The sequence below is a fragment of the Vicinamibacterales bacterium genome, assembly GCA_041659285.1.
In the GTDB taxonomy this organism is placed as follows: domain Bacteria; phylum Acidobacteriota; class Vicinamibacteria; order Vicinamibacterales; family UBA2999; genus 12-FULL-67-14b.
Genome location: JBAZYO010000018.1, coordinates 34,017 through 57,945, shown reverse-complemented (window position 1 = coordinate 57,945; position 23,929 = coordinate 34,017). Strand labels below are relative to the sequence as shown.

The following is a 23,929-nucleotide window of genomic DNA, read 5'->3' as shown; positions in this document are numbered from 1 at the left end:
AGTGCCACGCGACATGTTTGGTGATGTCGTCGATCCGTCGATCAAGATGGGCAACAAGATGTGGTACACGGTGCCACTGACGATGTTGATCCAGGCGACGGTGGTCGCGGCCTTGGTAATCGTACCGTTGATGGCGACCGGCATGATGCCGACGCCGCCGTCGATGATGGCGTTCGTGGCGGCACCGCCGCCGCCGCCGCCCCCGCCGCCGCCCCCGCCTCCACCCGAGGCGAAGGCGCCGCCACCGCCCATGGACGTGAGCCCCGACGCGGCTCCGCTCGAGGCGCCGAAAGAAATCAAGGCTGAGACCGGGCTGGAAGCCGGCTTCGAGCGCTCGTCAGGCGTCGAAGGCGGCATTATCGGCGGCGTCGCGGGTGGCATCACCGGCGGCATTCCCGAACCCCCGCCCCCGCCGCCGCCCCCGGCCGCGCCGGTGCGCGTGGGCGGCAACATCAAGCCGCCGCAGAAGACTCGCGACGTGCGCCCCGTGTATCCGCCGATCGCGCAGTCGGCGCGCGTGCAGGGCATCGTGATCATCGAGGCCACCATCGGCCCCGACGGCGCGGTGAAGGATGCCAAAGTGTTGCGCTCGATCCCTCTGCTGGATCAGGCGGCGCTCGACGCGGTGCGGCAGTGGGTTTTCACACCGACCTTGCTCAACGGCGTGCCGGTGCCGGTCATCATGACGGTGACGGTTCAGTTCACGCTGCAGTAAGGCACCCTTTGAAAGGGTGCCCTACAAGATAGGTCTTCAAACGTAGTAAGCCGTTTTTTTCTGGAGGATAGCGATGGAAGGTCGGAAGATTCAGTTTGGTCGTATCGCTGGTGCCGGTTTCGCCATGCTCCTGATGAGCACGCCTGCGTTCGCGCAGACGGAGGGCGGCGGTGGCCTCGATCTCGTCGACATGTTCAACCAGATGGGCCCCGCGGCACTCGCGGTCGCCGTCATCCTGTTCATCATGTCGTTCTGGTCGGTGGGCGTCGCGATTGAGCGTATCTATACGTTCAGCCAGGCGACCAAGCAGTCGAAGATGTATGCCCCGCTCGTCGCCAAGCACCTCAAGGAAGGCCGGCTGAAGGAGGCCATCGCCCTGTCGTCGGCGAAGGAATACCGCTACAGCCACCTCGCCAAGGTCGTGCTCGCCGGCCTGCAGGAATACCAGTTCCAGCAGGAGAGCGGCGCCAACCTGTCGCGTGAAGACCTGCTCGACACCGTCCGCCGCTCGATTCAGCGCGCCACCGCGCTGACCTCGAACGACCTCAAGAAGGGCGTCTCCGGCCTGGCGACCATCGGCGCGACCGCGCCGTTCGTCGGTCTGCTCGGCACGGTGGTCGGCGTCATCAACGCGTTCGTCGGCATCGCGTCGTCGGGCTCGGGCGGCATCGGCGCCGTCTCCGCCGGCATCGCGGAAGCGCTCGTCGAAACCGCGCTCGGCCTGTTCGTGGCCATCCCGGCGGTGTGGTTCTACAACTACCTGTCCGGCAAGCTCGAGTTCTTCAACGTGGAGATGGACAACTCCTCGTCGGAGATGGTCGACTACTTCATCAAGAAGACGGCGTAGTTGAAGATGATTTGGTGATCTGGCGATTTGGCGCTCTCGTGATTTGGGTCACGGGATCGCCAGACCGCCAGATCTTCAGATTTCGTGATCGACAATCGCGAAATCGCCAAATCACCAGATCCCGAAATTTAAGGAGTTCGTTATGTCAATGGATGTCGGCGGTTCCAAAGGTGGAATCAAATCGGACATCAACGTCACGCCGCTCGTGGACGTCATGCTGGTGCTGCTCATCATCATGATGATCGTGGCCCCGCTGCTCCAGAAGGGCGCCGACGTGAAGCTGCCGCTCGCCGCGAACACCGCGGACAAGCCGGAAACGCAGGACCAGACGGTCGTCGCCATCGACAAGGCCGATCGGTACTTCGTCAACGGCCTGCCGGTGCGCAAGGAAGAGCTGCGGCAGAAGGTCGAGGAAATCCTCGAAAACAAGAAGGAGCGCATCATCCTCATCAAGGCCGATGAAGACGCGCGCTACTCCGCCGTGATGGATTGCATGGACGAACTGCGGGCCAGCGGCATCGAGGACATGGGGCTGATCACCGACCCCAAGACGCGCGGTCTTCTGCAGGGTGGAGGGAACTAACATGGCCCACGCACACCACCATCTCGGCGCCGACAAGGTCATTACCGCCAAGAAGCTCGAAGTCAGCTCGGACATGAACATCACGCCGATGATCGACGTGTTGCTCGTGCTCCTGGTCATCTTCATGGCCGCCCTCCCGCTGTCGCAGAAGGGCCTCGACGTCAACCTGCCGGCGGAAACCAAGACCGCCGAACAGACCCAGGTCGACGTCTCGCAGATCGTGATCGAGTACACCGCGGACAGGAAAATCTCGATCAACAAGTCCGACGTCTCGGTCGTCGACCTCGAAGACCGCCTTCGCAAGATCTACGAGGAACGCAAGGACAAGACCCTGTTCATCGCCGGCGACGGCACCCTCCGCTATGGCGACATCGTCGAAGTGATCGACGCCGCCAAGGGTGCGGGCGTCGAAAAGGTGGGCATCATCACCGAAGGCATGCGCCGCGCTGCCGCCAGTGCGGGTAAGGTCGGCGGCTAACCAACAGCCGTCGCCAGTCAGTTCACGGGCCGCCGGGAGAAATCCCGGCGGCCTTTCGTTTGTACCGGCTGCGACCCGGCGCCCTCAGAAGGAGGGTGGCGGCACCAGCCCGAGCTCCTTGAGCTCCGGCAGGCCCTTGTCGGCGTTCTTCCAGATCTTCCGCAGTTCGCCGTAGGCGTACATCGCCCTGGCCGTGTCCTTGACCCCCATCGAGGCGCGGCCCAACCCCAGCAGCGACAAGGCCCGCCGCGGATTCCGCTTCAGCGACGCCTCGAAAGAGGGGATCGCCTCCTTGGGGCGCCGGAGGTCCATCAGCATCTCGCCGACCAGTTCCTGGGCCGGTTTGACGGGCACCGGCGGGCCGAACTCGAACGACAGCCCGTCTTCCACCACCGCGGCCTGGCGGGCCAGCACCAGCGCCTCTTCGCGGCGGCCCTCCGAGAACAGTAGGACGGCCTCCAGTTGCTGGGCCATGATCTGGGCGGCGCGCGTGTCAGGTGCCCCACCGGCGGCCGGCAGGCCGGCCGCGGGCTGCCCGGAGACCGGCGCCCCGTTCACCGGCGCATCTTCCATCAGGGCGGCCATCTGCTGAAGCGCGTTGCCGCCGGCCGCCCGGTTGCCGGAGCGGATGGCCGCAAACCCGATCGCGAACAGGTCGGCGATCGCCGCCTCCGCGCCGAGGCCCTTCGCCAACACCGGCGCCTTGGCCTCGCCCCACTTGCGTGATTCGATCAGCCACGCCGCCCGGGCCAGCGCCAGGTGACTGCGCGTGCGCACCGACCCGCTCTTCGCGGCGTCCGCGTCCATTTGCACCAGGAGCCCGCGCGCCTCGTCGTAGCGGCCCTGCTGCGCGTAGCCGTAGACCAGCCAGAGCATGGCGTGGAAGCCGCGAGCGTCAGCGTCGAGCTGCTTCCCGGCCCGGCGCGCATCCGCGGCCTTCATCGAGCGCTCGTTGATCGCCGAAGCCTCGTCCCACATGCCGAGCGCGAAGTAGATGTGCGATGGCATGTGCAGCGCGTGCGAGGCGGCGGGCGCGATCTTCGAATAGGCATCGGCAAAGCGCAGGCCGAGCGGAGCGTGGACAGGATCGTCGTAGGCGTGAATCAGGTAGTGGGCAGCGCCCGGGTGCTGCGGGTTCCTGGCGTAGACCTGCTCGACCAGCGCCGCCGCCTTCATGTAGGTCGAGAAGTCACGGCCGCCATGGCTCGTGCCGAGCAGCGCCAGCGCATAGAACGCCGTGACCTCGTCGTCGGCCGGATACCGGTCGTGCATGCGGCGCATGTGCTCGGCGTAGGCGCGGTCGCGCGCCAGCTTGCCTGCGCTGAGCGAAGTCGAAGCGTCGCCGGCCCCGTACAGGCTGTCGAGCGAGGCCAGCCAGTCCTTCTCCTTGGCGGTGGGCGCCTTCGCGAGGCGGGCTTCCGCGGTCGGGGCGAGGCGCGCCAGCGCGGCCTGGGCCAGCTCTGCCGCCGTCTGCTGCCACACCGGGTGGTTGTAGGTCATGGCCTCACCCCAGTAGGCCATGGCGAAGCCCGGGTCGGCCTTCTGCGCCTCCAGAAACGCCTCCTTCGCATCGTCGTACTCGAAGCTGTGCATCAGCAGCACGCCCTTGATGAAGGCCGGCTGGGCGGCCGCCGATCCGGACGTGGGGAAGTCGATGCGGCCTAGTTCCTGGGCACGCAGGCCGGGGCCGGCGAGGGCGAGGGCGAGGACGGCAAGCAGGACGAGGACAGCCCGGCGGTTCATGCGGCGATCTCCTGAGCCGCAGATTAGCGCAGATTGACGTGGAAAACGACAGCCGCAGAATGCCGCAGATTCACGCGGACAACGAAAAGGGGCGGGTCCGAAGACCCGCCCCTTGATCGAGCTTGCCGCGCCGAAGCCCAGGCAGGAAATGCCACGGGCGAAGGCGGGAATCTAGTTGAAGAAGTAGCGGAAGCTGAGCATCACCTTGTAGACGTCGTTCAGGTCCGACGTCTGCTGCAGCGACTTGGTCATCAGCGCGCCGTTGATCACCCGAAGCCGGTAAGTGGCGCGGCCGCTGGCGTCAACGCCGGGGTTGGTGAGCGGCGAGTTCGAGATGAGGCGCTGCGACACGCCCCAGTTCTTGTTCAGCAGGTTGCCGAAGTTGATGAAGTCGGCGCGGAACTGGAAGCGCTGGCGGGTCCCGCCGATGCTCTTGAAGACGTCCTGGGAAATGCTCAGGTCCATTCTCTTCATGAATGGCAGGAACACGGCGTTGCGGACCGAGTACTCGCCGCGGTGCGCGCTCAGGTACTCATCCTGGGCGATGTAGGACTCCCACGCCGCGGCCTGCTGGTCGGCAGTGTAGGTCACGCCGCCCGTCGTGAACGCGGTGAAGTTCATCTCGCCGGTGTTGCTCGGGATGTAGATCAGGTCGTTGCCCGTGGCGCTGTCGCCGTTGAGGTCGCCCGAGTAGATGTAGCTGGTGTTCCCGATCGTCCGGGCCTCCCAGAACATCGAGATGCCGGTGGCGCCGAAGCCGAAGTACTCGCGGCGGTAGTTGGCCGCCACGAAGAAGCGGTGGCCCGGCGAGTTGGCGCTGAAGCCCAGGCCGGGGTTGTTGGGGTCGCCCGACACGGCGTTGCCGAAGTAGGAGCCGTTGGCAATTGAACCCGGGTCGATGGTGTTCTTCGCTTCGCCGTAGTTGTAGGCGGCCTGAAGGAAGCCGTCGCGGAACGTCTTCTTGACGTTGCCCGTCACGTTCCAGTTACGGCCGATGTTCTGGTTCTTCATCACGGTGGCGTCGGTGATGGTGGCGTTGACGCGGTTGCTGGTGAAGCGCGGCCGCGGGTCGGCGCCGACGAAGGTGGTCTGCGCCGCCGGCAGGTTGGCGTTGATGTAGTAAATGCCGTTGACGTCGCGGCCGTAGAGGAACTCCGCCGTGCCGACCACGCCAAAGGGCAACTTCTGGTCGATGGCGAGGTTGGTGCGCCACACCTGCGGGAACTTGAAGTCCTTGTCGGTGATGGCCAGGTTGGTGCTGACCGGCGGCGCGCCGGTGACCGTCGCCGGCTTGTAGGCGTCGGGATTGGGGTTGAACGGATACGCCCGTGTGCCGCCCGTGCCCGAGTCGATGAAGCCGGTCTGCATGCCGGTGTTGCCGATCTGGTTCGAGATCCACACGAACAACGGCTTGCCGGTGAACACGCCCGTGCCGCCGCGCACCTGGGTGTCGCGGTTCTTGAAGACGTCCCAGTTGAAGCCCACGCGCGGCGAGAAGAGCGGGTTGGCGTCGGGCAGCTTGCCGGTCGAGTACTGCACCGATCCGCCCGTCTCATCGCGGAACGTCATCCCGTCGGCGACCGGGTTGGCGAACCCGGTGTCCTTGAACGACGCCACGTCCACGCGCACGCCGGCGATCACCTTGAGGTTGTCGGCCACCGACCACTCGTCCTGGGCGTAGGCGCCCCAGTAGAGCACGTCGAGCGGCTGGAGGGGCTTTTCCGCCCCGGGAATGTTGTTGTAGCGCACCTGGAACCGCGCCAGCGTGACCGGCGACGTGGTGCGGTTCGGGTTGGCCAGGTAGTCGTTGGCGTCGGTGTAGAAATCGGCCAGCGAGTTGTAGACGTAGGCGCTCTGCTTGCCGGGGAAGAACACGTTCTCGGACTTGTACTTCTCGGCGGCGAAGCCGACGGTGAACGAGTGCTTCTCACCGAACTTGGTCAAGCTGTCCTGCACCTGGTAGGTCTTGTAGCGCAGTTCGTTGTTCGGCGTGAACGGCTCGGAGCCAATCGTCGTGTAGACCGAGCCGGCCTGCAGGATGTCAACCAGCGGGAAGAGCTTGCCGATGTCGCCGCGGCTCTCGTCGGACTGGCCGTAACCGACGATCAGGGAGTTGGCCATCTTCGTGCCGATGATCGTGTTCAACTCGGCGATGCCGTACTTGTTGTTTTCGAGAATCGTGTAGTTCGACGACTCGAAGTTCAGGCCGAAGGTCGACGTGCGGCGGTTGCCGAAGCCGAGCGACGTGGAGTTGGACAGCAGCACGTCGGTGTCCGAGTCGAGCTGGTTGTAGCGGAACGACAGCTTGTTGCGGTTGTTCAGGTTGTAGTCGAACTTGGCCAGGACGCGGCGGCCGGGCGTCGCGAACGGGTAGTCCTGATACTTGCCGGTGTCGTAACTGAAGTTCGTCTTGAGGTAGGAGCTGAGCGAGTCAAGGTCGGACGCGAGCACGCGCGTCACGCTGCCGCCCACCGCCTCGCCACCCGTGTTGGCGCGGAACGTCGTGCCGGGCTGCTCCGTCTTCTCGCCTTCCAGACTGCCGAAGAAGAACAGCTTGTTCTCGATCACGGGGCCGGACGCCCAGCCGCCGCCGTTCTTGAAGTCGAACGTGCCGGGGTTGACCGTGGCGTTCTTCGCCTTGGTGCCCACCATGCTGTTGTCGCGGAACTGGTAGGAGCCGGCGGCCGAGAACTTGTTAGTGCCGCTGCGGGTGACGCTGTTGACGCCGGCGCCGACGAAGTTGCCCTGGCGCACGTCGTAGGGCGCCACGCTCACCTGCACCTGCTCGATGGCCTCCATCGAGATCGGCGCGACGTTGGTGCGCTCGCCGGGCGCCGAGCCCAGGCCGAACGAGTTGTTGAAGTAGGAGCCGTCAACCGTGATGTTGTTCATGCCCGAGCCCTGGCCGGCCACCGACAGGCCGCGCGCCTCGGGGGCCATGCGGACGATGGCATCGATGCGGTTGCTGATGGTGGGCAGCGCGGCGATGGTTTCGCGGCTGACCGAGGTGGCCGAGCCGGTGCGCTCGGAGTTGAAGACGGTGTCGGACTGCGCCGTGACGGTGACCGTCTCGGTGATGGAGATGTTCTTCAGCATGAACTGGAGGTCGGTGGCGCCGCCGAGGATGACCTCGACGTTGTCCTGGGTCTCGGGCTGGAACGCCGCGGCGCCGGTGCCCGCATAGGCCACTGTCACCGAGTAGGGACCGCCGACGCGCATGCCGGGGATGGAGAACCGGCCGTCGGCGCGCGTGGTGGCTTCGTAGCTGGTGCCGGAGGGTAGGTGAATCGCGATCACGCTGGCGCCGGAGACGGCCTGCTGCTGTGAATCGACGACCTTCCCGGCGAGGGCGCCGGTGGTCACGCCCTGGGCGCTCACGACCGTGGCAAGTGCAAAAACGGCGACGAGGGAGAAGGCAAACCTAATCAAAAGTTTCATGTGTACATCGCTCCTGAACAGAACGAAATTATCACTGGCGGATGACGGGCAGGTAAAAGAAAAACGGGCCGCCCCGCGCAAGGCGGGAGCGGCCCGTTTAGATTGTTTTGGGCGTATGCCCGATTTAGCTGGCGGCCTTGGCCTTGCGCATGGCGTTAGCCTTGTCGCCCAGCTCCGTGGCTTCCTTGAGCAGCGCCTGCTGCTTCTTGGGGTCCTTCTCGACGAGCGCCTGCGTGCGGAGCAGCAGGCCCTTGTAGGTGATGGCCTCGACGTAGTCGGGCTTGATCTCGAGGGCCTTGTTCACCGCGGTGAGGCCGTCGAGCACGAGCTGCAACTTTTCCTTGTCGGAGAGGCGGAAGTCGCGCGATGCCTTGTCCCAGTGGTAGGTGGCGAGCGTGTAGTGGGCCTCGGGGTTGGTCGGTTCGAGGTCCACGCGCTTCCTGAGGTTCTCCACCAGCTTGGGGAAGTCGCCCTGCCGGTTGTAGTAGCCGGCCACGGTCAGGTACACGGTCGGGTCGTTGGGCTTGGCGTCACGGCCCTTCAGGTAGGTTTCTTCGGCCAGCTGGTACTCGCCCGAGTCTTCGTAAATCTTCGCGAGCTGGAAATAGTTGGTCGGCTCGTTGGGCGCCAGTTCGATCATGCGCTTCACCACCGGCTCGGCCTGGGTCGGGTCGGCCAGCTTGTCGGGGCCGTAGGCCGCGACCAGGAATTCCAGGGCCAGCGAGCGCTTCGGCACGGTGTCTTCCGTCAGCTTCTCGCTCGCGAGCTTGTAGTTTTCGACGGCCTTGAGCATCAGCTCGTCGTTGGCCGCCTCACCCTTACGGGCCGGCCGGTACATGTTGTCGTACGAGTTGGCCAGGTAGAAGAAGATGGCCGCGTTGTTCGGATCGAGCGCCGCCGCTTCCTCGTACTTCTCGGCCGCCGCCCGCCAATCGCTGGCGCCGTAGGCCTTGTTGCCGTCCTTGAACGCCTTCATGGCGCGGACCTCGCCGATGTATCCGCAACCGGCAAGCGCGACGCCCAGTCCCATAACCAGCGCCAAATACGCTGCCGAAGACCGCTTTCTCATCAGAATTCCCCCTGTAAGTCCCTGTAAAACACGTTCAAGCCGCAAGGCCGGAAAGTATAGCTTCGTTTCCAGACCCCCCGCAACCACCAGTGAGGTCATGCCCTATGATGGAGGCAAGGTCCGCCTAAAGGCGGACGCCACATGGCACTTCCGGCTCGGCGGGCTTGTCTCTAAATGTAGCGTCCGGCTTTAGCCGGACCCTCAGCGCCAAATGTCCGGCTCTAGCCGGACCTTCAGCGACCGATAAAGCCATTAGACACCGAACTTCATGATTCGCTTCGAGGATCTGCTCGACAAGGTCCGCGGCTACAGCCCGGACGCCGATCTCGAGTTGCTCCGCCGGGCCTACGTATTTTCGGCCCTGGAGCACAAGGGACAGATCCGCCATTCGGGCGAACCCTACCTGGTCCACCCCCTGGAAGTGGCCGACATCCTGGCCGAAATGAAGCTGGACGCGGTCTGTATCGCGGCCGGCCTGCTCCACGACGTGGTCGAAGACACGCTGACCACCCCCGAGAAGATCCGCGAGAAGTTCGGCGAGGACGTCGCCCACATCGTCGAGGGCGTCACCAAGATCGGCGCCATCCCCTTTTCGTCCACCGAGGAGCGCCAGGCGGAAAACTTCCGCAAGATGCTGCTGGCGATGGTGGACGACATCCGCGTCATCCTGGTCAAGCTCGCCGACCGGCTCCACAACATGCGCACGCTCCAGCACATGCCCGACGACCGGCGCGCCCGCATCGCGCAGGAGACGCTCGACATCTACGCGCCGATCGCCAACCGGCTGGGCATGAGCCGCATCAAGAACGAGCTCGAGGAGCTGTCGTTCCGCTACCTCGAGCCCGCCGCCTTCGAGTCGCTCCGCTCCAAGGTGGCGGCCAAGCGCAAGCCCACCGAGGGGATGATCGAGCAGCTGACCGCCGACATCCGCGACAAGCTGCGCGAGGCGCAAGTGCCGGTGATCAGCGTCGACGGCCGGGTCAAGCGCCTCTACAGCATCTGGCTCAAACTCAAGCGCCAGAAGATCGACCTCGAGCAGGTCTACGACTTCGTCGCCCTCCGCATTGTCACGCCGTCGGTGAAGGACTGTTACGCCGCGCTCGGGATCATTCACCAGACGTGGTCGCCGGTGCCGGGCCGCATCAAGGACTTCATCGCCATGCCGCGGCCCAACGGCTACCAGTCGCTGCACACCTCGGTGATCAGCGACCGCGGCTTTCCCTTCGAGGTGCAGATCCGCACCGAGGAAATGCACCGGCTGGCCGAGGAAGGCATTGCCGCGCACTGGAAGTACAAGGAAGGCCGCGTCGGCGCCGGCCGCGACGAGCAGTACTTCCAGTGGCTGCGGCAGCTGCTCGAATGGCAGCAGGAAGTCCGCGACCCGCAGGAATTCCTGTCGAACCTCAAGATCGATCTCTACCCCGAAGAGGTCTACACCTTCACGCCGCGCGGCACGGTGAAGGTGCTGCCGAAGGGCTCCACCGCGATCGACTTCGCCTACGCGATTCACACCGACGTCGGCCACCAGTGCGTCGGCGCCCGCGTCAACGGGCGCATGGTGCCGCTCCGCACCCGTCTCAAGAACGGCGACATCGTCGAGATTGTCCGCAACGCCTCGCACAAGCCCAGCCGCGACTGGCTGAACTTCGCGGTCACCGCGCGCGCGCGCAACAAGATCAAGCACCTGATCCAGGGAGAAGAGAAGGACCGCGCGGTCGAGCTCGGCAAGCGCGTGTTCGACAAGGAAGCGCGCCGGTTTGGACTGAACGGCACGAAGCTGGTCGAAGGCGAGGCGATGGGCAGGATTCTCGCCGAGTTCGCCGCCGCCAAGCCGGAGGACCTGCTCGCGCAGATCGGCTACGGCAAGGTGTCGCCGCGCCTGGTGCTCGACAAGATCGTTCCGCAGGACCAGCTGAAGGAGCAGGCGCCGGAACACCCGGTGCTGTCGGCGGTGAAGCGCGTGCTGCGGACCGGCTCCGATCCCGATCGCATCAAGGTCCGCGGCGCCGACGACCTGATGGTGTTCCGGGCGAAGTGCTGCAACCCGATTCGCGGCGAGAGCATTGTCGGCTACATCACGCGCGGCAAGGGCGTGTCGGTGCACGCCGCCAAGTGCCCGAATGTGATCAACCTGATGTACGACCCCGAGCGCCGCATCGACGTCGAGTGGGACAAGGGCGGCGACATCGCGCCCTACACCGTGCGGCTGACGATCGAGGTCGAAGACCGCAAGGGCATGCTCGCCGAGCTCAGCCAGCGGATTTCCGACATCAACACCAACATCACCAACGTCGAGGCGCGCACCGGCGACCAGCGCGGGCGCATCGACATCACCGTCGAGATCAAGGACATGAAACACCTCGAGCAGGTGATCAAGGCGATCCGCGGGATCAAAGGGGTGTTGGACGTGGAGCGGACGGCGCCTATCCCAGAACGGCGATGACGTCGATTTCGACGCGCACGTCCCTGGGGAGCTTCACCACCTGCACGGTCGAGCGGGCCGGGTACGGCGCCGTGAAGTAGCTCGCGTAGACGTCGTTCATGGCGGCGAACTCGCCGAGGTCCACCATGAACACGGTGGTGCGTGCCACGTGCGAGAAGTCCGCGCCGGCCGCCGCCAGCAGCGCCTTGATGTTTTCCATCACGCGCGCCGCCTGGGCGGTGATGTCGCCGGCCACGATCTGGCCGGTGACGGGATCAAGCGGAATCGATCCCGACAGGAACAGCAGGTTCCCGACCTTGAGCGCAGGCGAATAAGGCCCGATGGCCTTGACCGCGCCGGCTGCCGTCACCAGTTCCCGCATTTAGGCGGCCTTGACGTTCTTGTTCGACCCCGCCTTGACGATCTTGCTCGAACGGATGCAGCGCGTGCACACCTTCACGCGCTTGGTGGCGCCATCGACGACCGCACGAACTGTCTGGAGGTTCGGCTCGAAGCGGCGGGGACGGACGTTGTGGGCGTGAGAGACACGGCGGCCCACCACCGGACCCTTGCCACAGATTTCACAGCGCATTGCCATTACACAGGCTCCTTGAAGAAACCCCTATCTTATCAGTACGGGGCCTGACCCCGAGCAGGTTCTGCCCGAGGGGTCTGGCCCCTTCGCAGGGCCGCGGTAGGGTCAGACCCCTCTCGGATCGAGAATCGGGGTCTGACCCCGCCTTGGCGCGCCCTGGTGGAGGACCCGGCGGACCAGTTCCAGGTAGCCCGTCGGCCCCTCGTCTACCTGGCCGCCCTGGTGGCTGGCCCCGCGTTCGATCCCGCGCAGCACCGCCGCCACCTCGCGCTCGGCCCGGGAGCCGCCGTTCTTGGTGATCTCGTCCACCAGGGTCCGCATTTCCTTGCGCAGGGCCGCCGCCACCAGGGACGGGGTGGCCTCCTCGAAGATAACGCCCCGGCTCGACGTTTCCAGGGAGTTGGCGAGCGCCCCTGTCGCCTGCGCGACATCGGTGTCGAGCACCCGGGCCAGCCCGTCGGGCTTGTAACCCAGGATGATCGACTGCACAAGGAAGAACAGCTGGAGTTGCTGTTCCGACAGCCGCCCCGTGGTCGCCATCAAGACCGTCACGTCCCTGTCGATTTGGCGTTTAACCACGGCCGCCGGGTGGCGTTGGGCGGCCTCCAGGTGCCCGCAATCGGCCGGGCAGGTGATCTCGACGAGCCGCTTGGTGGCGCAGCAGGTGGGACAAATTCCCCGGCCCAGTGCGGGGCAGTCCCGCTTGGTGGGTCTTTTTCGACACAGGGGGCACGTCATTTTAGGGCGCTCTTGAAGGCGGCCCGCCTCCGCTCGCGGCATTCTCGGGCGAGCTACGGCGGGGTCTCGCCGTAGCGGCCCATTAAACGCCTGGCCGCGTAGGCGGAGTGTAATTGTTGCCACACAGTATGCCCATATGCTACCTTTTCCCGGTTTGTGGGTGTCCCCGATAAGTGACACATACAGGGGAGAACCCAAAACGCGGGTCCGGCGTCTAATCTTCAGTAAACGGTGTTCGGACCGCTGATATTCGGGAACGGCAGGGGCTGTTAAGCCTCTGATAATAAACGCGATAGACATGGAAGACCGGGGCGGGGCCCGCCGTCGGGCAAGCGGACGGCAGGCACTTTCAAGCCCTCCGGTTTATATCCCCAGTCATCCTTTCCGTCGCTCATATCAGTTATTGGAAGTTCAAGTTCGGTCAGGTTCATAGGCATCGCTCTTGCTTATAGACGGTCGCAAGAGCGGGGCAATTTAATAGCTTCCCCAAAAGGGTGAAGTCGGAAGGAGCGGCTGAAGTCATGGCAGCCAAGTCAAAGAAGCGGAACGTCGCAGTAGCGGAAGTGCCCGTCGGGGCACGGTACGACGAGTTGAAGCGGATGCTCATCGAGCGTCAGCGCGAGATCCTGAACGAAGTTCAGGGCAAGATCCGCGATGTTCGCGCCGAGGGTTCTGAAAAGGACCACGAAGTCCTCGATCCTGGTGAGACCTCTGAGGTCGACATTCAGGAAGATATCGAATTCGCCCTCATCCAGATGAAGGCGGAGACGCTGAACAAGATCAACGAGGCATTGTCGCGCCTCGAAGAAGGCACTTACGGTCATTGCTTCGAGTGCGGTGAAGAGATCGCCCAGCCCCGGCTGCGCGCGCTGCCCTTCGCCGTCCGCTGCAAAGACTGCGAAGAGGCCCGCGAGATGGCCCAGCAGCGCGAACGCATCCAGGCGCGCCGCGGTTCGTCCAGCCTCGGCTTCGACATGCGGGGATAACACCCGGCGTCCTATCACAGGCTCCGCCGGTGGCGGGGCCTGTTAGAGTCCCGCCTCCGGCTCACCTTAATTTTCTCGCCCCGGGAGGGGCGGCATCGTGAGCAATCAACTCGAGCCGTTGGATCCAAGCGGGTCGGATACCGCGACCTTTCGCGTGCCGCCCGAGATGCCGGTGTTGCCGTTGCGCGACACCGTGCTGTTCCCGCAGGCGTTCATGCCGCTCGCCGTGGCCCGCGAAAGCTCCGTCAAGCTGATTGACGAAGCGGTGGCCAGCGGCCAGACCATCGCCGTGTTCGCGCAGCGCGAAGCCGGCGAGGACGAGCCCGGGCAGAGCGACCTCCACGAAATCGGCACCGCCAGCCAGATCCACAAGATGTTCAAGCTGCCGGATGGCAGCCTGCGCATCATCGTGCAGGGCCTCGCCCGCGTCCGCCTCGACGAGGTCACGGCGACGCGGCCGTACTTGAAGGGCCGCGCCAGCGAAGCGGTCGAGGTGTTGAAGGACGAAGATCGCCTCGAGATCGACGCGCTGCAGCGGAACATCAAGGCTAACTTCCAGCAGATCGTCTCGCTGTCGCCGCTGATGTCGGACGACCTGCAGGCCCTCGCCTCGAACATCACCGACCCGGGCCGCCTCGCCGACTTCATTGCCTCCGGGCTCGGCACCATCGGCACCGAAACCAAGCAGGAAGTGCTGCAGACCTTGGACGTCCGCGCCCGGCTCGACGTGCTCAACCGCCTGCTGATCAAGGAACTCGAGGTCCTCGAGCTCGGCTCGAAGATCCAGAGCCAGGTGCAGTCGGAGGTCGGCAAGAACCAGCGCGACTACTTCCTGCGCGAGCAGCTGAAGGCGATCCAGAAGGAACTCGGCGAAGGCGACGACCAGACCCGCGAGATCGAGGAACTGCGGACCAAGCTCGAAGCGGCCGGGCTGCCCGACCCGGTGAAGAAGGAAGCGTTGCGCGAGCTGGATCGGCTCTCGAAGATGCCCGCCGCCGCGGCGGAATACACGGTGGCCCGGACCTACCTTGACTGGATCGTGGCGCTGCCGTGGTCGAAGCGGACCGACGAGGTCATCGATCTCAAGAAGACCAAGAGCATCATGGACGCCGAGCACTCCGGGCTCGAGAAGGCCAAGGATCGCATTCTCGAATACCTCGCCGTGCGCAAGCTCAACCCCGGCATGAAGGGGCCCATCCTGTGCTTCGTCGGCCCGCCCGGCGTCGGCAAGACGTCGCTGGCGCGCTCGATCGCGCAGTCGCTCGGCCGCAAGTTCGTGCGCATCTCGCTCGGCGGCGTGCGGGACGAGGCGGAGATCCGCGGCCATCGCCGCACTTACATCGGCGCGCTGCCCGGCCAGATCATCCAGGGCCTGCGCCGCGCCGAGTCGAAGAACCCGGTGTTCATCCTCGACGAGGTCGACAAGCTCGGCTCCGACTTCCGGGGTGATCCCTCGTCCGCGCTGCTCGAGGTGCTCGACCCGGAACAGAACAACACGTTCCGCGATCACTACCTCGACGTGCCGTTCGACCTCTCGGAAGTGCTGTTCGTGACCACCGCCAACGTGCTGGACACGATCCCGCCGGCGCTGCGCGACCGCATGGAAGTGCTCGAGCTCCCCGGGTATACCGAGGAAGAAAAGCTGGCCATCGCGCGCGATCACCTCGTCGCCAAGCAGGTCGAGAACCACGGCCTGAACAAGCAGCAGGTGGTGTTCACCGACGCCGGCTTGCGCGCGGTGATCCGCGGCTACACGCGTGAAGCGGGCGTGCGCAACCTCGAGCGCGAGATCGGCGCGATCTGCCGCAAGATCGCCCGGCGCCGCGCCGAAGGCGACACCGACAAGGTCAGGGTCACGCCGGAGTTCGTCGAGCAGCTGTTGGGCTCGTTCCGCTTCATGGAAGAGGAAGTGAAGGACCGCACCAAGCTGCCGGGCGTGGCGACGGGCATGGCCTGGACGCCGGTCGGCGGCGACGTGTTGTTCGTCGAGGCCACCCGCATGGCAGGCAACGGGTCACTCACGCTGACCGGACAGCTCGGCGACGTGATGAAAGAATCGGCGCGCGCCGCCCTGTCATGGGTGCGGGCGCACGCCACCGAGTGGCAGATCGATCCGGAGTTCTTCAAGCACTCCGAGTTGCACGTGCACGTGCCGTCGGGCGCCATCCCCAAAGACGGTCCGTCGGCCGGCGTCACCATGGTCACCGCCATGGTGTCGGAGCTGACCCGGCGCCCGGTGCGCGGCGACCTGTCGATGACCGGCGAGATCACCCTGTCGGGCAAGGTGCTGCCGGTCGGCGGCATCAAGGAAAAGGTGCTGGCCGCCAAGCGCGCCGGCGTCAAGGAAGTGATCCTGCCGCGGCAGAACGAGAAGAACGTGCGTGAGGACCTCGGCGAGGAATTGCTGAAGGGCCTCACCATTCACCTGGTCAGCACCATCGACGAGGTGCTGCTGCTGGCGCTGGTGCAGGAGAACGATCGGCCGAAGAAGAAGAACGCCGACCGGCCGGCCGCGTCCATCCGCAAGTCGCGACCGGGGCATGCGCCCCGGTCGCGGTAAGAGGTTCGCCGACTCGCGCCCCCGCCTCTCATTCTGGTCTTATCTCGCCTCGCTAGATTGGGCGCATGCTTGTTGCGCTCACGTTCGCCGCCGCCATGGCGACGGCGAACCTGCCACCCCCACCACCCCTGACGTTGGCGCAGGCCGTTGCCCAGGCGCGCGAGGCGTCGCCACTGCGCGGGGCCGCCCAAAGCCTGGCTGACGGATCCGCTGAAGCCGCGCGGCTGACCGGCCGGCTCCCCAACCCGTTGATCGACGTCCGCATCGAGAACCTCGGACCGGCCAGCCGGTTGACACTTCCACGCGACGTCTTTGCCGTCGTCAGCCAACCCCTGGAGATTGCGGGAAAACGCGGGCTGAGACACGGCATCGCGGCCGCGGAGCGGAATCTGGCCGGCGCCAACCTGCAGATCGTGGATTGGCAAATCACGGTGCGCACCGTTCATCTCTATGTGCAGGCGCTCAGGTCGCGGGGTCTCTTCGAGACCCTCACCGCCAACCGCGACGGGCTGTCCACACTCATTGACACCATGCGGCGGCGGGTCGCCGAAGGGTACGCGGCCGAATCGGACCTGCTGAAATTCGAGACCGAATCCGCGCGCATGGACATCGACATCGCCAGGGCCTCGCTCGAACTCGAGCGCAGCCTGGGCGCGCTGACGTTCGTGATCGGCGCTGCGGCGCCGATCGCCTCGGAACAACTGGTTGAGCCCGAGTCCGTCGCCGCCCCCGAGGTCGCGCCAGGATCCCTGGACGGCGCGATTGCGCGGCATCCGGAGTTGCACTCCGCGGCGATGCGCCTCGAGCGGGCGCAACAGGTGGCGGCCCTCGAGCGGGCCAGGCGTTTCCCGGACCCGGTGATTTCCGCAGGTTACAAGCGCACCAGTGGTTTCGACACCGCCGTGGCGGGCGTGACGCTGACCGTGCCGCTGTTCGATCGCAATGGCAGCGCCGCGGCCAGGGCGCTCGGCGAGGAACGTGCGGCCCGCGCGGAACGCGACGCCGTTGCCCGCCGCCTGGCGTCGGAGGCCGCCGCGCTCATCTCGACGGCACGAGCCCTGTCACAACGAGCCGCTCGCGCCGGGCGCGATCTGCTCGAGCCGGCCGACGCCGTTCGCAATGCCGCTCGCGCGGCATTTCGGGAAGGCACGGCCGACGTGTTGAAGCTCATTGACGCCGAACGCGTCCATGGTGACGTGCGCCGCACGGCCATCGAACTGCGCCTCGAGGCGCTCACCGCATCATTGGAGGCGCGACTCGCAGTCGGCCTGGAGATCCTGCCATGACCGCGTGCTTCACCAATCGCGCCCTGCGGCCCGCCGCAGCGCTTGCCTGCCTCCTCGGTGTCGGCGCCTGCACCGGCGCGGTGCCGCCTCCAGAAGGCGCATCGCCTGCCGCGGCTGGCCGCCCCGAGTTCGTCAAGCTGACCGACGATGCGATCAAGAACGCCGGGATCGCTGTCGAGGCGGTGCAGACCAGGACGCGGACCGACCGCCTGCTGGCGCCGGGGCTGCTGGCCCTGGACGAATCCAGGACCGCGCGGATCGGCTCGCTGCAGGAGGGCCTGATCCTCGAGACCCTTGCGCAGGTTGGCGATCGGGTGCGCGGCCGGCAGTTGCTGGCCACGATGCACGGACATGCGTTGCACGATGCGTGGGCGGGGTATCGAAAGGCGATTGCCGACCGCCGCCGTCTCGACAAGGAGCTGGCGTATGCGGTGGACGCCCACGAGCGGGCCCGGCGGCTCTACGCCGACAAGGCGATTTCCTTGCAGGAGATGCAACGCGCCGAGGTCGAACGCGTGTCGGCGACGCAGTTGCTCGACATGTCAAAGGCGGAGGTCAACCGCTCCATCGAGGAACTCGAACACGTCGGCGTCTCGGTCGCCCAGGCCGCGGAGAACGACCCGCAGACCGCCGCCGAAGAGACCAACGAGCAGATTCCCGTCCGCAGCCCGATCGGCGGCGTCGTGCTGGAGCGCCTGGTCACGCAGGGCACAACCGTCACGCCCGGAACGCCCCTGTTCGTGGTCAGCGAGTTGTCCACGCTGTGGGCGGTCGCGGAGATCGACGAGTCCCTGCTCTCGCGGGTGCGGACGGGCCGGCCGGTTGACGTGCTGGTCGCGGCCTACCCGAACGAACGCTTCGCCGGCACCATCACCTTCATCGCCGACGTCGTCAATCCGAAGACCCGCCGCATCACGGTGCGCTCGACGGTGCCGAATGCCGACGGCCGCCTGAAGCCGGAGATGTTTGCCACAGTCGCCCTCGGTGAAAGCGAGCCGCGGCAGATGGTTGTGGTGCCGAAGGGAGCGATCCAGACCATCGAGGGGCGCACGACGGTGTTCGTGGCGGGGGCCGGAGGCCGGTTCTCGTTGCGGGCAGTGGAGCTCGCCGCCGAAGCGGACGATCTGATCGAGGTCAAGTCCGGGCTCACAACCGGCGAGCGCATCGTCGTTGCCGGCAGCTTCGTGTTGAAGTCGGAGTTGCTCAAGCCGGCCGCTGAAGGCGGCAACTGAGATGGGCGCAATCGAGCGTTTCGTCGCCACCAGCCTGCGCCAGCGGCTGTTCGTCTTGATCTGCCTGGCCGCGCTGATCGTCACCGGGGTCGTCGCCTATCGGGATCTTCCCGTCGAGGCCTTCCCGGACCTGACCAATAACCAGGTGACCGTGGTGACCGAAGCCGCCGGCCTGGCGGCCGTCGAAGTCGAGCAGCGGGTGTCGTACCCGATCGAGACGGCGCTCATGGGCGTGCCCGGAGCCGAACAGGTGCGGTCGGTCTCCAAGTCGGGACTGTCGCTGGTGACGGTGGTGTTCGAGGACGCTGTTCCGGTCTACCTGGCGCGCCAGTTGGTCAACGAGCGCGTGCTGGAGGCGAAGGGGCGGTTGCCGGCCGGCCTCACCCCGACACTCGGCCCGGTGGCCACCGCTTTCGGCGAGATCTATCAATACCTGGTCGAAAGCGACGAGGCCAGCCTGATGGAGCGGAAGACCATTCACGACTGGGACCTGCGAACGCAGCTGCGCTCGGTGAAAGGGGTCAGCGAGATCAACTCCTGGGGCGGGCTGACGCGCCAGTATCACGTGGTGGTCGATCCGGCGCGGCTGGAGCGCTTCGGGATCTCCCTGCGCGACGTGTTCGCCGCCATCGCCGTCAACAACACCTCGTTCAGCGGGGGATTCATCGAGCATCGCTCGGAACGCTATTCCGTGCGCGGGACCGGACTGGTCACCGGCGAAGCCGACATTCGCGCCATCGTCGTCAACGAGGTCGACGGCGTCCCCGTTCTGGTGTCCGACGTGGCGGACGTGCGGATTGGCGCCATGCCCCGGCAGGGCGCGGTGACGCACGACGGGGCCGGCGAGTCGGTGGCCGGCATGGTGATCATGCTCAAGGGCGAGAACGGCAAGGACGTGGGCGCCCGGGTGAAGGCGCGAATGGCGGAGGTCGTCGGCACGCTGCCCGGCGGATTGCGGCTGACGCCCTTCTATGACCAGACCGAGGTCATCGAGCGCACCGCCGCCACCGTGCGCCGCAACCTGCTCGAAGGGTCGTTGCTCGTCGTGGTGGTTCTCTTCGTGTTCCTGCGCGACGTGCGGGCGTCGTTGATCGTGGCCGCGGTCATTCCCGTGTCGATGCTCGCCGGCTTCATTGGCATGCGAATCTTCGGGGTGTCGGCGAACCTGATGTCGCTGGGCGCGATCGACTTCGGCCTGATCGTCGACGGCGCCGTGGTGATGATGGAGAACTTCATCCGCCGGCGCGGGGAAGCCGGCCACACCCAGGAGCATCACGACCCGCACGGCAGCCGCCTGGCGCTCTTTTCCGGTGCCGCCACCGAGGTGGCGCGGCCGATCCTGTTCGGCGTGCTGATCATCGTCGCGGTCTACCTGCCGATCTTCACGCTCGAGGGCCTCGAAGGGAAGATGTTCAGGCCGATGGCGATCACCGTCTGCTCGGCCATTCTCGGATCGCTGCTGCTGTCGCTGACCGTGGTCCCGGTGATGTCGTCGTACCTGTTGAAGGTCGCGCACACCCACCACGACGAACGCTGGTTCGTGAGGTTGCGCGAGAGGTACCTCCACGATCTCAGGTGGGCCATGGACCACCCGGGCCGCACCATGGCGCTGGCGCTGGCCGCGGTGTCGCTGGCGATGGGCTCGCTCCCGTTCCTCGGCACCGAGTTCATGCCCAAGCTCGACGAGGGCTCGATCCTGATCGAGACCCGCAAACTGCCGTCCGTCTCCCTGCAGGAGTCGGTCGACATGTCGATGCGCGTCGAGAAGATCGTCAAGGCGTTTCCGGAGGTCAGCCAGGTCGTCACCAAGCTCGGGCGCCCGGATCTGGCGACCGAGGCGATGGGGATTTACCAGGGTGACGTGTATGTGGCGCTGCATCCCATCGAGACGTGGACGACCGGCCGCGACAAGCCGGCGTTGATCGAGGCGATTGCCGGCGCCCTTCAGACGATGCCCGGGGTGACGTTCAACTTCACCCAGCCGATGGCCATGCGCCTGGACGAGGTGATCTCCGGCGTCAAGGCTGATGTGGCGGTGAAGATCTTCGGCCAGGACCCGGCCACGCTCGAGCGGCTGGGGGCCGTGGTCGTGAGGGCCCTCGAACAGGTCCAGGGCGCCAGCGATCTGCAGGCGGAAGTGCTGTTCGGCGCGGCCCAGTTGCAGATCGACATCGACAGGGCGCAGATCGCCCGCTACGGACTGAATGTGGCCGACGTGCGCGAAGTGGTCGAGACGGTCGTGGGCGGGTCGGTGGTCACCGAATTGCTGGACGGCCCGCGGCGATTCCCCGTGCTGGTCCGCCTGCCCGACGAGATGCGCGCCAACGCCGACGCCGTTGGCTCGGTGCTGCTGACCGGTCGTCGAGGGGAACGGGTACCGCTGTCGCGGGTGGCCCGCATTTCCGAAACCCAGGCGCCTGAGGCGATCAACCACGAGAACGCCGAGCGCCGGCTCGTGGTGCAGACCAACGTCCGCGGCCGCGACGTCGGCAGTTTCGTCGCCGAGGCGCAATCGCGCGTCGCGGCCGCGTTGTCGCTGCCAACCGGGTACCGGCTGGCGTGGGGTGGACAGTTCGAGAACCAGGCACGGGCGACGGCTCGCCTGGCCCTGGTGGTGCCGTTATCAATCGCCATCATCTTCCTGCTGCTGTTCGTGACGTTCGGCCGCCTGAGACAGGCCGGACTGGTGTTGCTCAACGTCCCGTTCGCGCTGGTCGGCGGCGTCGCCGCCCTCTGGCTGAGGGGACTGACCTTGAACCTTTCGGCCTCGGTCGGCTTCATCGCCCTCTTTGGCGTTGCCGTGCTGAACGGCGTGGTGCTGGTGACCGCCGTCAACAAGCTCCGCGAAGACGGCCTCGCCCTTCGCGATGCCGTGCTCGCGGGCGCGGCGACGAGGCTGCGGCCGGTCCTGATGACGGCGCTGGTGGCCGCGCTGGGATTTGTGCCCATGGCCCTGTCGCATGGCGCCGGCGCCGAGATCCAGCGGCCGCTGGCCAGCGTCGTGATTGGCGGCGTCATTACCTCGACCTTGCTGACCCTGATGGTGCTGCCGACCTTGTACGAAGTGCTCGAGAAGCGTCTTCTTCAACTTGGCGACGACGACTGAACCTAGAATACCGATGTGCGAGTGCTCGTCGTCGAGGATGACCCGGCCATCAGCCACTTCGTGGTGCGCGGGTTGCGGGAGGAGAATTACCGTGTCGACCTTGCCGAGGACGGCCTCACGGCCGAACGGATGGCCGGCGATGAGTCGTACGACGCAATCATCCTGGATATCCTGCTGCCGGGAGTGGACGGTCTCTCGCTGTGCCGCCGGCTGCGTCGCGACGGGGTGGATGCGCCGGTGCTGATGCTGACGGCGCGTGACGCCGTGCCCGATCGGATCCAGGGCCTGGACGCCGGGGCCGACGACTACCTGGTGAAGCCGTTCGCGTTCGACGAGTTGCTGGCGCGGCTTCGGGCGCTGACGCGCCGGGGCCGCACCCGCCAGCTGGATGCGTCGCTGGCATACGGCCCCCTCGTGTTGTCCAGCACCACGCACCTGGTGACCGCCGCCGGGCGCTCCCTCGAGCTGAGCGCCACCGAATACCGGCTGCTCGAACACCTGCTGCGGCATGCCGAGACCATCGTCTCGCGCGACCAGCTGGCCGAGCACGTGTGGGGCGGCGACTACGACCCGTTCTCGAACGTGGCCGACGTCTACATCGGCTACCTTCGCCGGAAGTTGCGCGGCGCGGGCATCGAGGAGCCGTTGATCCACACCATCCGCGGGATGGGCTACATGCTGAAGGTGCCAGCCGGCGGAGCCCGGCCATGACGCTGTCGTTCAGGTCGCGCCTGACCCTGCGCTGGGTCCTGGCCTTCGGGCTGGTGTTGAGCGTAGCCAACTTGGCCGTGTATTTCGGCGCGCGGTCGTTCCTGCGGAGGGACCTCGACGCGCAACTGCGGACCCTGGCCAGCACCGAACTCGCGTCGGCCGTCGACGAGCCCGGCCTGGGCCTGCACCTGCACGAGTTCCCCGTCGGCGCCCACAGCCCGCAGGAGTATGCGGACAAGTTCGTCCAGTTGATCGACGCCGGTGGCAGGGTCCTGATGCAGTCCCCGCGCCTGGGCAAGGCCGAGGCGCTCATCGACAAGCCGGTGCTGATTCGGGCGCTGTCCGGTGGTGCGCCGCTGGTCGACGTCAACGTCGGTGAGCGGCGCGGCCGGATGATCGGGTTGGCCTCCCCGGGCCCGGAACGCTACGTCGTGGCGGTTGGCGTGTTCACCGGTCAGCTCGATGCGACGTTGAGACAACTGCGCAATCTCCTGATCGGAATCTGGTTTGGCGCCCTTGGGCTGACGGCGATTATCGGCTTCTCGCTGGCCTCGCGCGCGCTCGTCCCGATCCGCCGCATCACCCACCAGGCGGCCGCGATCGCAGCGGGAAAATTCGCGAAGCGCCTGGACCCGCCGCAGCAGGACGATGAGATCGGGCAGATGACGCGGCTGTTGAACCAGATGCTGGAGCGGCTTCACGGCGCGCTCGAGGCCAATCGCCGGTTTGCCGCGGATGCCTCACACGAGCTGCGCGGTCCGCTGACGGCCATGCTCGGCGAGATCGACGTCACCCTCAAACGGGACCGGGGGCCAGAAGAGTATCGCGACGCGCTCGACCGGCTTCGTGAGCGCCTGCACGTGATGAGCCGGCTGACCGAAGATCTGATGCTGCTGGTCAGGGCACAGGAGAACCAGCAGCTTGTGGTCGGCGAGGTGCGTGTGGCCGAGCTCCTGCACCGGGTCATGGCGCGCACGGCGGATGCGGCCGCGGCCGCTCGGGTCGTGGTCGCGGTGGACGCCGCACCGGATCTGGTCGTCTACGGCGATGCCGGCCTGCTCGAGCGCGTGTTCGACAACCTGGTGTGCAACGGCATCCAGTACAACCACGAGGGCGGCACCGTGACGGTGACCGCCCGCTTCAACCCCGGCGCCGGCGAATGGGTCGCGGATCAGGTCCTGACCGTCGTGCGCGACTCCGGCGCCGGCATTCCGGAGGCCGAACGGGAACGGGTCTTCGAACGGTTCTATCGGATCGACTCGTCCCGCTCGCGCCGGACCGGCGGCGCCGGTCTCGGGCTCGCCATCTCCCGCGAGATCGTCCAGCTGTTCAAGGGCACCATCAGGGTGGCCGACTCGGCGGGATCCGGGACGGCCATCGAGGTCGGGCTGCCCGGCGGACTCGCGACCCGCTAGCCTGG

Annotated in this window: 18 protein-coding genes; 12 read left to right on the top strand and 6 right to left on the bottom strand. The window is 66.2% G+C overall.

The features are described 5' to 3' along the window. Position 1 precedes the first annotated feature (1 nt). From WC815_21755 to WC815_21740, 4 genes are all read left to right on the top strand, one after another. On the top strand, positions 2-715 hold the full coding sequence (locus WC815_21755) for an energy transducer TonB (protein ID MFA5911411.1): 714 nt from the start codon (positions 2-4) through the stop codon (positions 713-715). Positions 716-848: 133 nt separating this feature from the next. Beyond that, positions 849-1,562, top strand: a complete 714-nt coding sequence (locus WC815_21750) for a MotA/TolQ/ExbB proton channel family protein (protein ID MFA5911410.1) — start codon at positions 849-851, stop codon at positions 1,560-1,562. A gap of 142 nt (positions 1,563-1,704) precedes the next feature. Further along, on the top strand, positions 1,705-2,145 hold the full coding sequence (locus WC815_21745) for a biopolymer transporter ExbD (GenBank protein ID MFA5911409.1): 441 nt from the start codon (positions 1,705-1,707) through the stop codon (positions 2,143-2,145). Position 2,146: 1 nt separating this feature from the next. Further along, positions 2,147-2,623 (top strand): biopolymer transporter ExbD, encoded by a 477-nt coding sequence (locus WC815_21740; GenBank protein ID MFA5911408.1) that lies wholly within the window; start codon positions 2,147-2,149, stop codon positions 2,621-2,623. Positions 2,624-2,707: 84 nt separating this feature from the next. Here WC815_21740 and WC815_21735 read toward each other — a convergent pair whose 3' ends face one another. The 3 genes from WC815_21735 to WC815_21725 form a co-directional block, all read right to left on the bottom strand. Next, the gene (locus WC815_21735; protein ID MFA5911407.1) at positions 2,708-4,366 is read right to left on the bottom strand and encodes a hypothetical protein; all 1,659 of its coding nucleotides are present in this window, start codon (positions 4,364-4,366) and stop codon (positions 2,708-2,710) included. Positions 4,367-4,537: 171 nt separating this feature from the next. Continuing rightward, positions 4,538-7,804 carry a carboxypeptidase regulatory-like domain-containing protein gene (locus WC815_21730; protein MFA5911406.1) on the bottom strand — a complete coding sequence of 1,089 codons (3,267 nt, stop codon included), beginning with the start codon at positions 7,802-7,804 and terminating at the stop codon, positions 4,538-4,540. A 124-nt stretch (positions 7,805-7,928) separates the two neighbouring features. Next, the gene (locus tag WC815_21725; GenBank protein ID MFA5911405.1) at positions 7,929-8,873 is read right to left on the bottom strand and encodes a tetratricopeptide repeat protein; all 945 of its coding nucleotides are present in this window, start codon (positions 8,871-8,873) and stop codon (positions 7,929-7,931) included. A 268-nt stretch (positions 8,874-9,141) separates the two neighbouring features. On the opposite strand from WC815_21725, the gene WC815_21720 reads away from it, so the two are divergent. After that, positions 9,142-11,316, top strand: a complete 2,175-nt coding sequence (locus WC815_21720) for a bifunctional (p)ppGpp synthetase/guanosine-3',5'-bis(diphosphate) 3'-pyrophosphohydrolase (protein ID MFA5911404.1) — start codon at positions 9,142-9,144, stop codon at positions 11,314-11,316. On the opposite strand, the gene WC815_21715 is transcribed toward WC815_21720, so the two are convergent. From WC815_21715 to WC815_21705, 3 genes are all read right to left on the bottom strand, one after another. Further along, positions 11,297-11,665: a Rid family detoxifying hydrolase gene (locus WC815_21715; GenBank protein MFA5911403.1), complete on the bottom strand. Its 369-nt coding sequence runs from the start codon at positions 11,663-11,665 to the stop codon at positions 11,297-11,299. The genes WC815_21720 and WC815_21715 overlap by 20 nt on opposite strands. Positions 11,666-11,677: 12 nt before the next feature. Further along, positions 11,678-11,893 carry a 50S ribosomal protein L28 gene (gene rpmB / locus WC815_21710; GenBank protein MFA5911402.1) on the bottom strand — a complete coding sequence of 72 codons (216 nt, stop codon included), beginning with the start codon at positions 11,891-11,893 and terminating at the stop codon, positions 11,678-11,680. A 102-nt stretch (positions 11,894-11,995) separates the two neighbouring features. Further along, the gene (locus WC815_21705) at positions 11,996-12,469 is read right to left on the bottom strand and encodes a hypothetical protein (GenBank protein ID MFA5911401.1); all 474 of its coding nucleotides are present in this window, start codon (positions 12,467-12,469) and stop codon (positions 11,996-11,998) included. A 680-nt stretch (positions 12,470-13,149) separates the two neighbouring features. On the opposite strand from WC815_21705, the gene WC815_21700 reads away from it, so the two are divergent. From WC815_21700 to WC815_21670, 7 genes are all read left to right on the top strand, one after another. After that, the gene (locus WC815_21700) at positions 13,150-13,614 is read left to right on the top strand and encodes a TraR/DksA family transcriptional regulator (protein ID MFA5911400.1); all 465 of its coding nucleotides are present in this window, start codon (positions 13,150-13,152) and stop codon (positions 13,612-13,614) included. 97 nt (positions 13,615-13,711) lie between these two features. Beyond that, positions 13,712-16,174 carry an endopeptidase La gene (gene lon / locus WC815_21695; protein MFA5911399.1) on the top strand — a complete coding sequence of 821 codons (2,463 nt, stop codon included), beginning with the start codon at positions 13,712-13,714 and terminating at the stop codon, positions 16,172-16,174. 65 nt (positions 16,175-16,239) lie between these two features. After that, positions 16,240-17,460, top strand: a complete 1,221-nt coding sequence (locus tag WC815_21690; GenBank protein MFA5911398.1) for a TolC family protein — start codon at positions 16,240-16,242, stop codon at positions 17,458-17,460. Further along, on the top strand, positions 17,457-18,692 hold the full coding sequence (locus WC815_21685) for an efflux RND transporter periplasmic adaptor subunit (GenBank protein MFA5911397.1): 1,236 nt from the start codon (positions 17,457-17,459) through the stop codon (positions 18,690-18,692). The genes WC815_21690 and WC815_21685 overlap by 4 nt, the downstream gene beginning before the upstream one ends. A gap of 1 nt (position 18,693) precedes the next feature. Next, the gene (locus WC815_21680) at positions 18,694-21,798 is read left to right on the top strand and encodes a CusA/CzcA family heavy metal efflux RND transporter (protein MFA5911396.1); all 3,105 of its coding nucleotides are present in this window, start codon (positions 18,694-18,696) and stop codon (positions 21,796-21,798) included. Between the two features lie 15 nt (positions 21,799-21,813). Continuing rightward, a complete protein-coding gene (locus WC815_21675) occupies positions 21,814-22,509 on the top strand; it encodes a response regulator transcription factor (GenBank protein MFA5911395.1) in 696 nt (231 codons plus the stop codon). Continuing rightward, complete coding sequence (locus tag WC815_21670) at positions 22,506-23,924, top strand: ATP-binding protein (protein MFA5911394.1); 1,419 nt, start codon at positions 22,506-22,508, stop codon at positions 23,922-23,924. The genes WC815_21675 and WC815_21670 overlap by 4 nt, the downstream gene beginning before the upstream one ends. Positions 23,925-23,929: the final 5 nt, after the last annotated feature.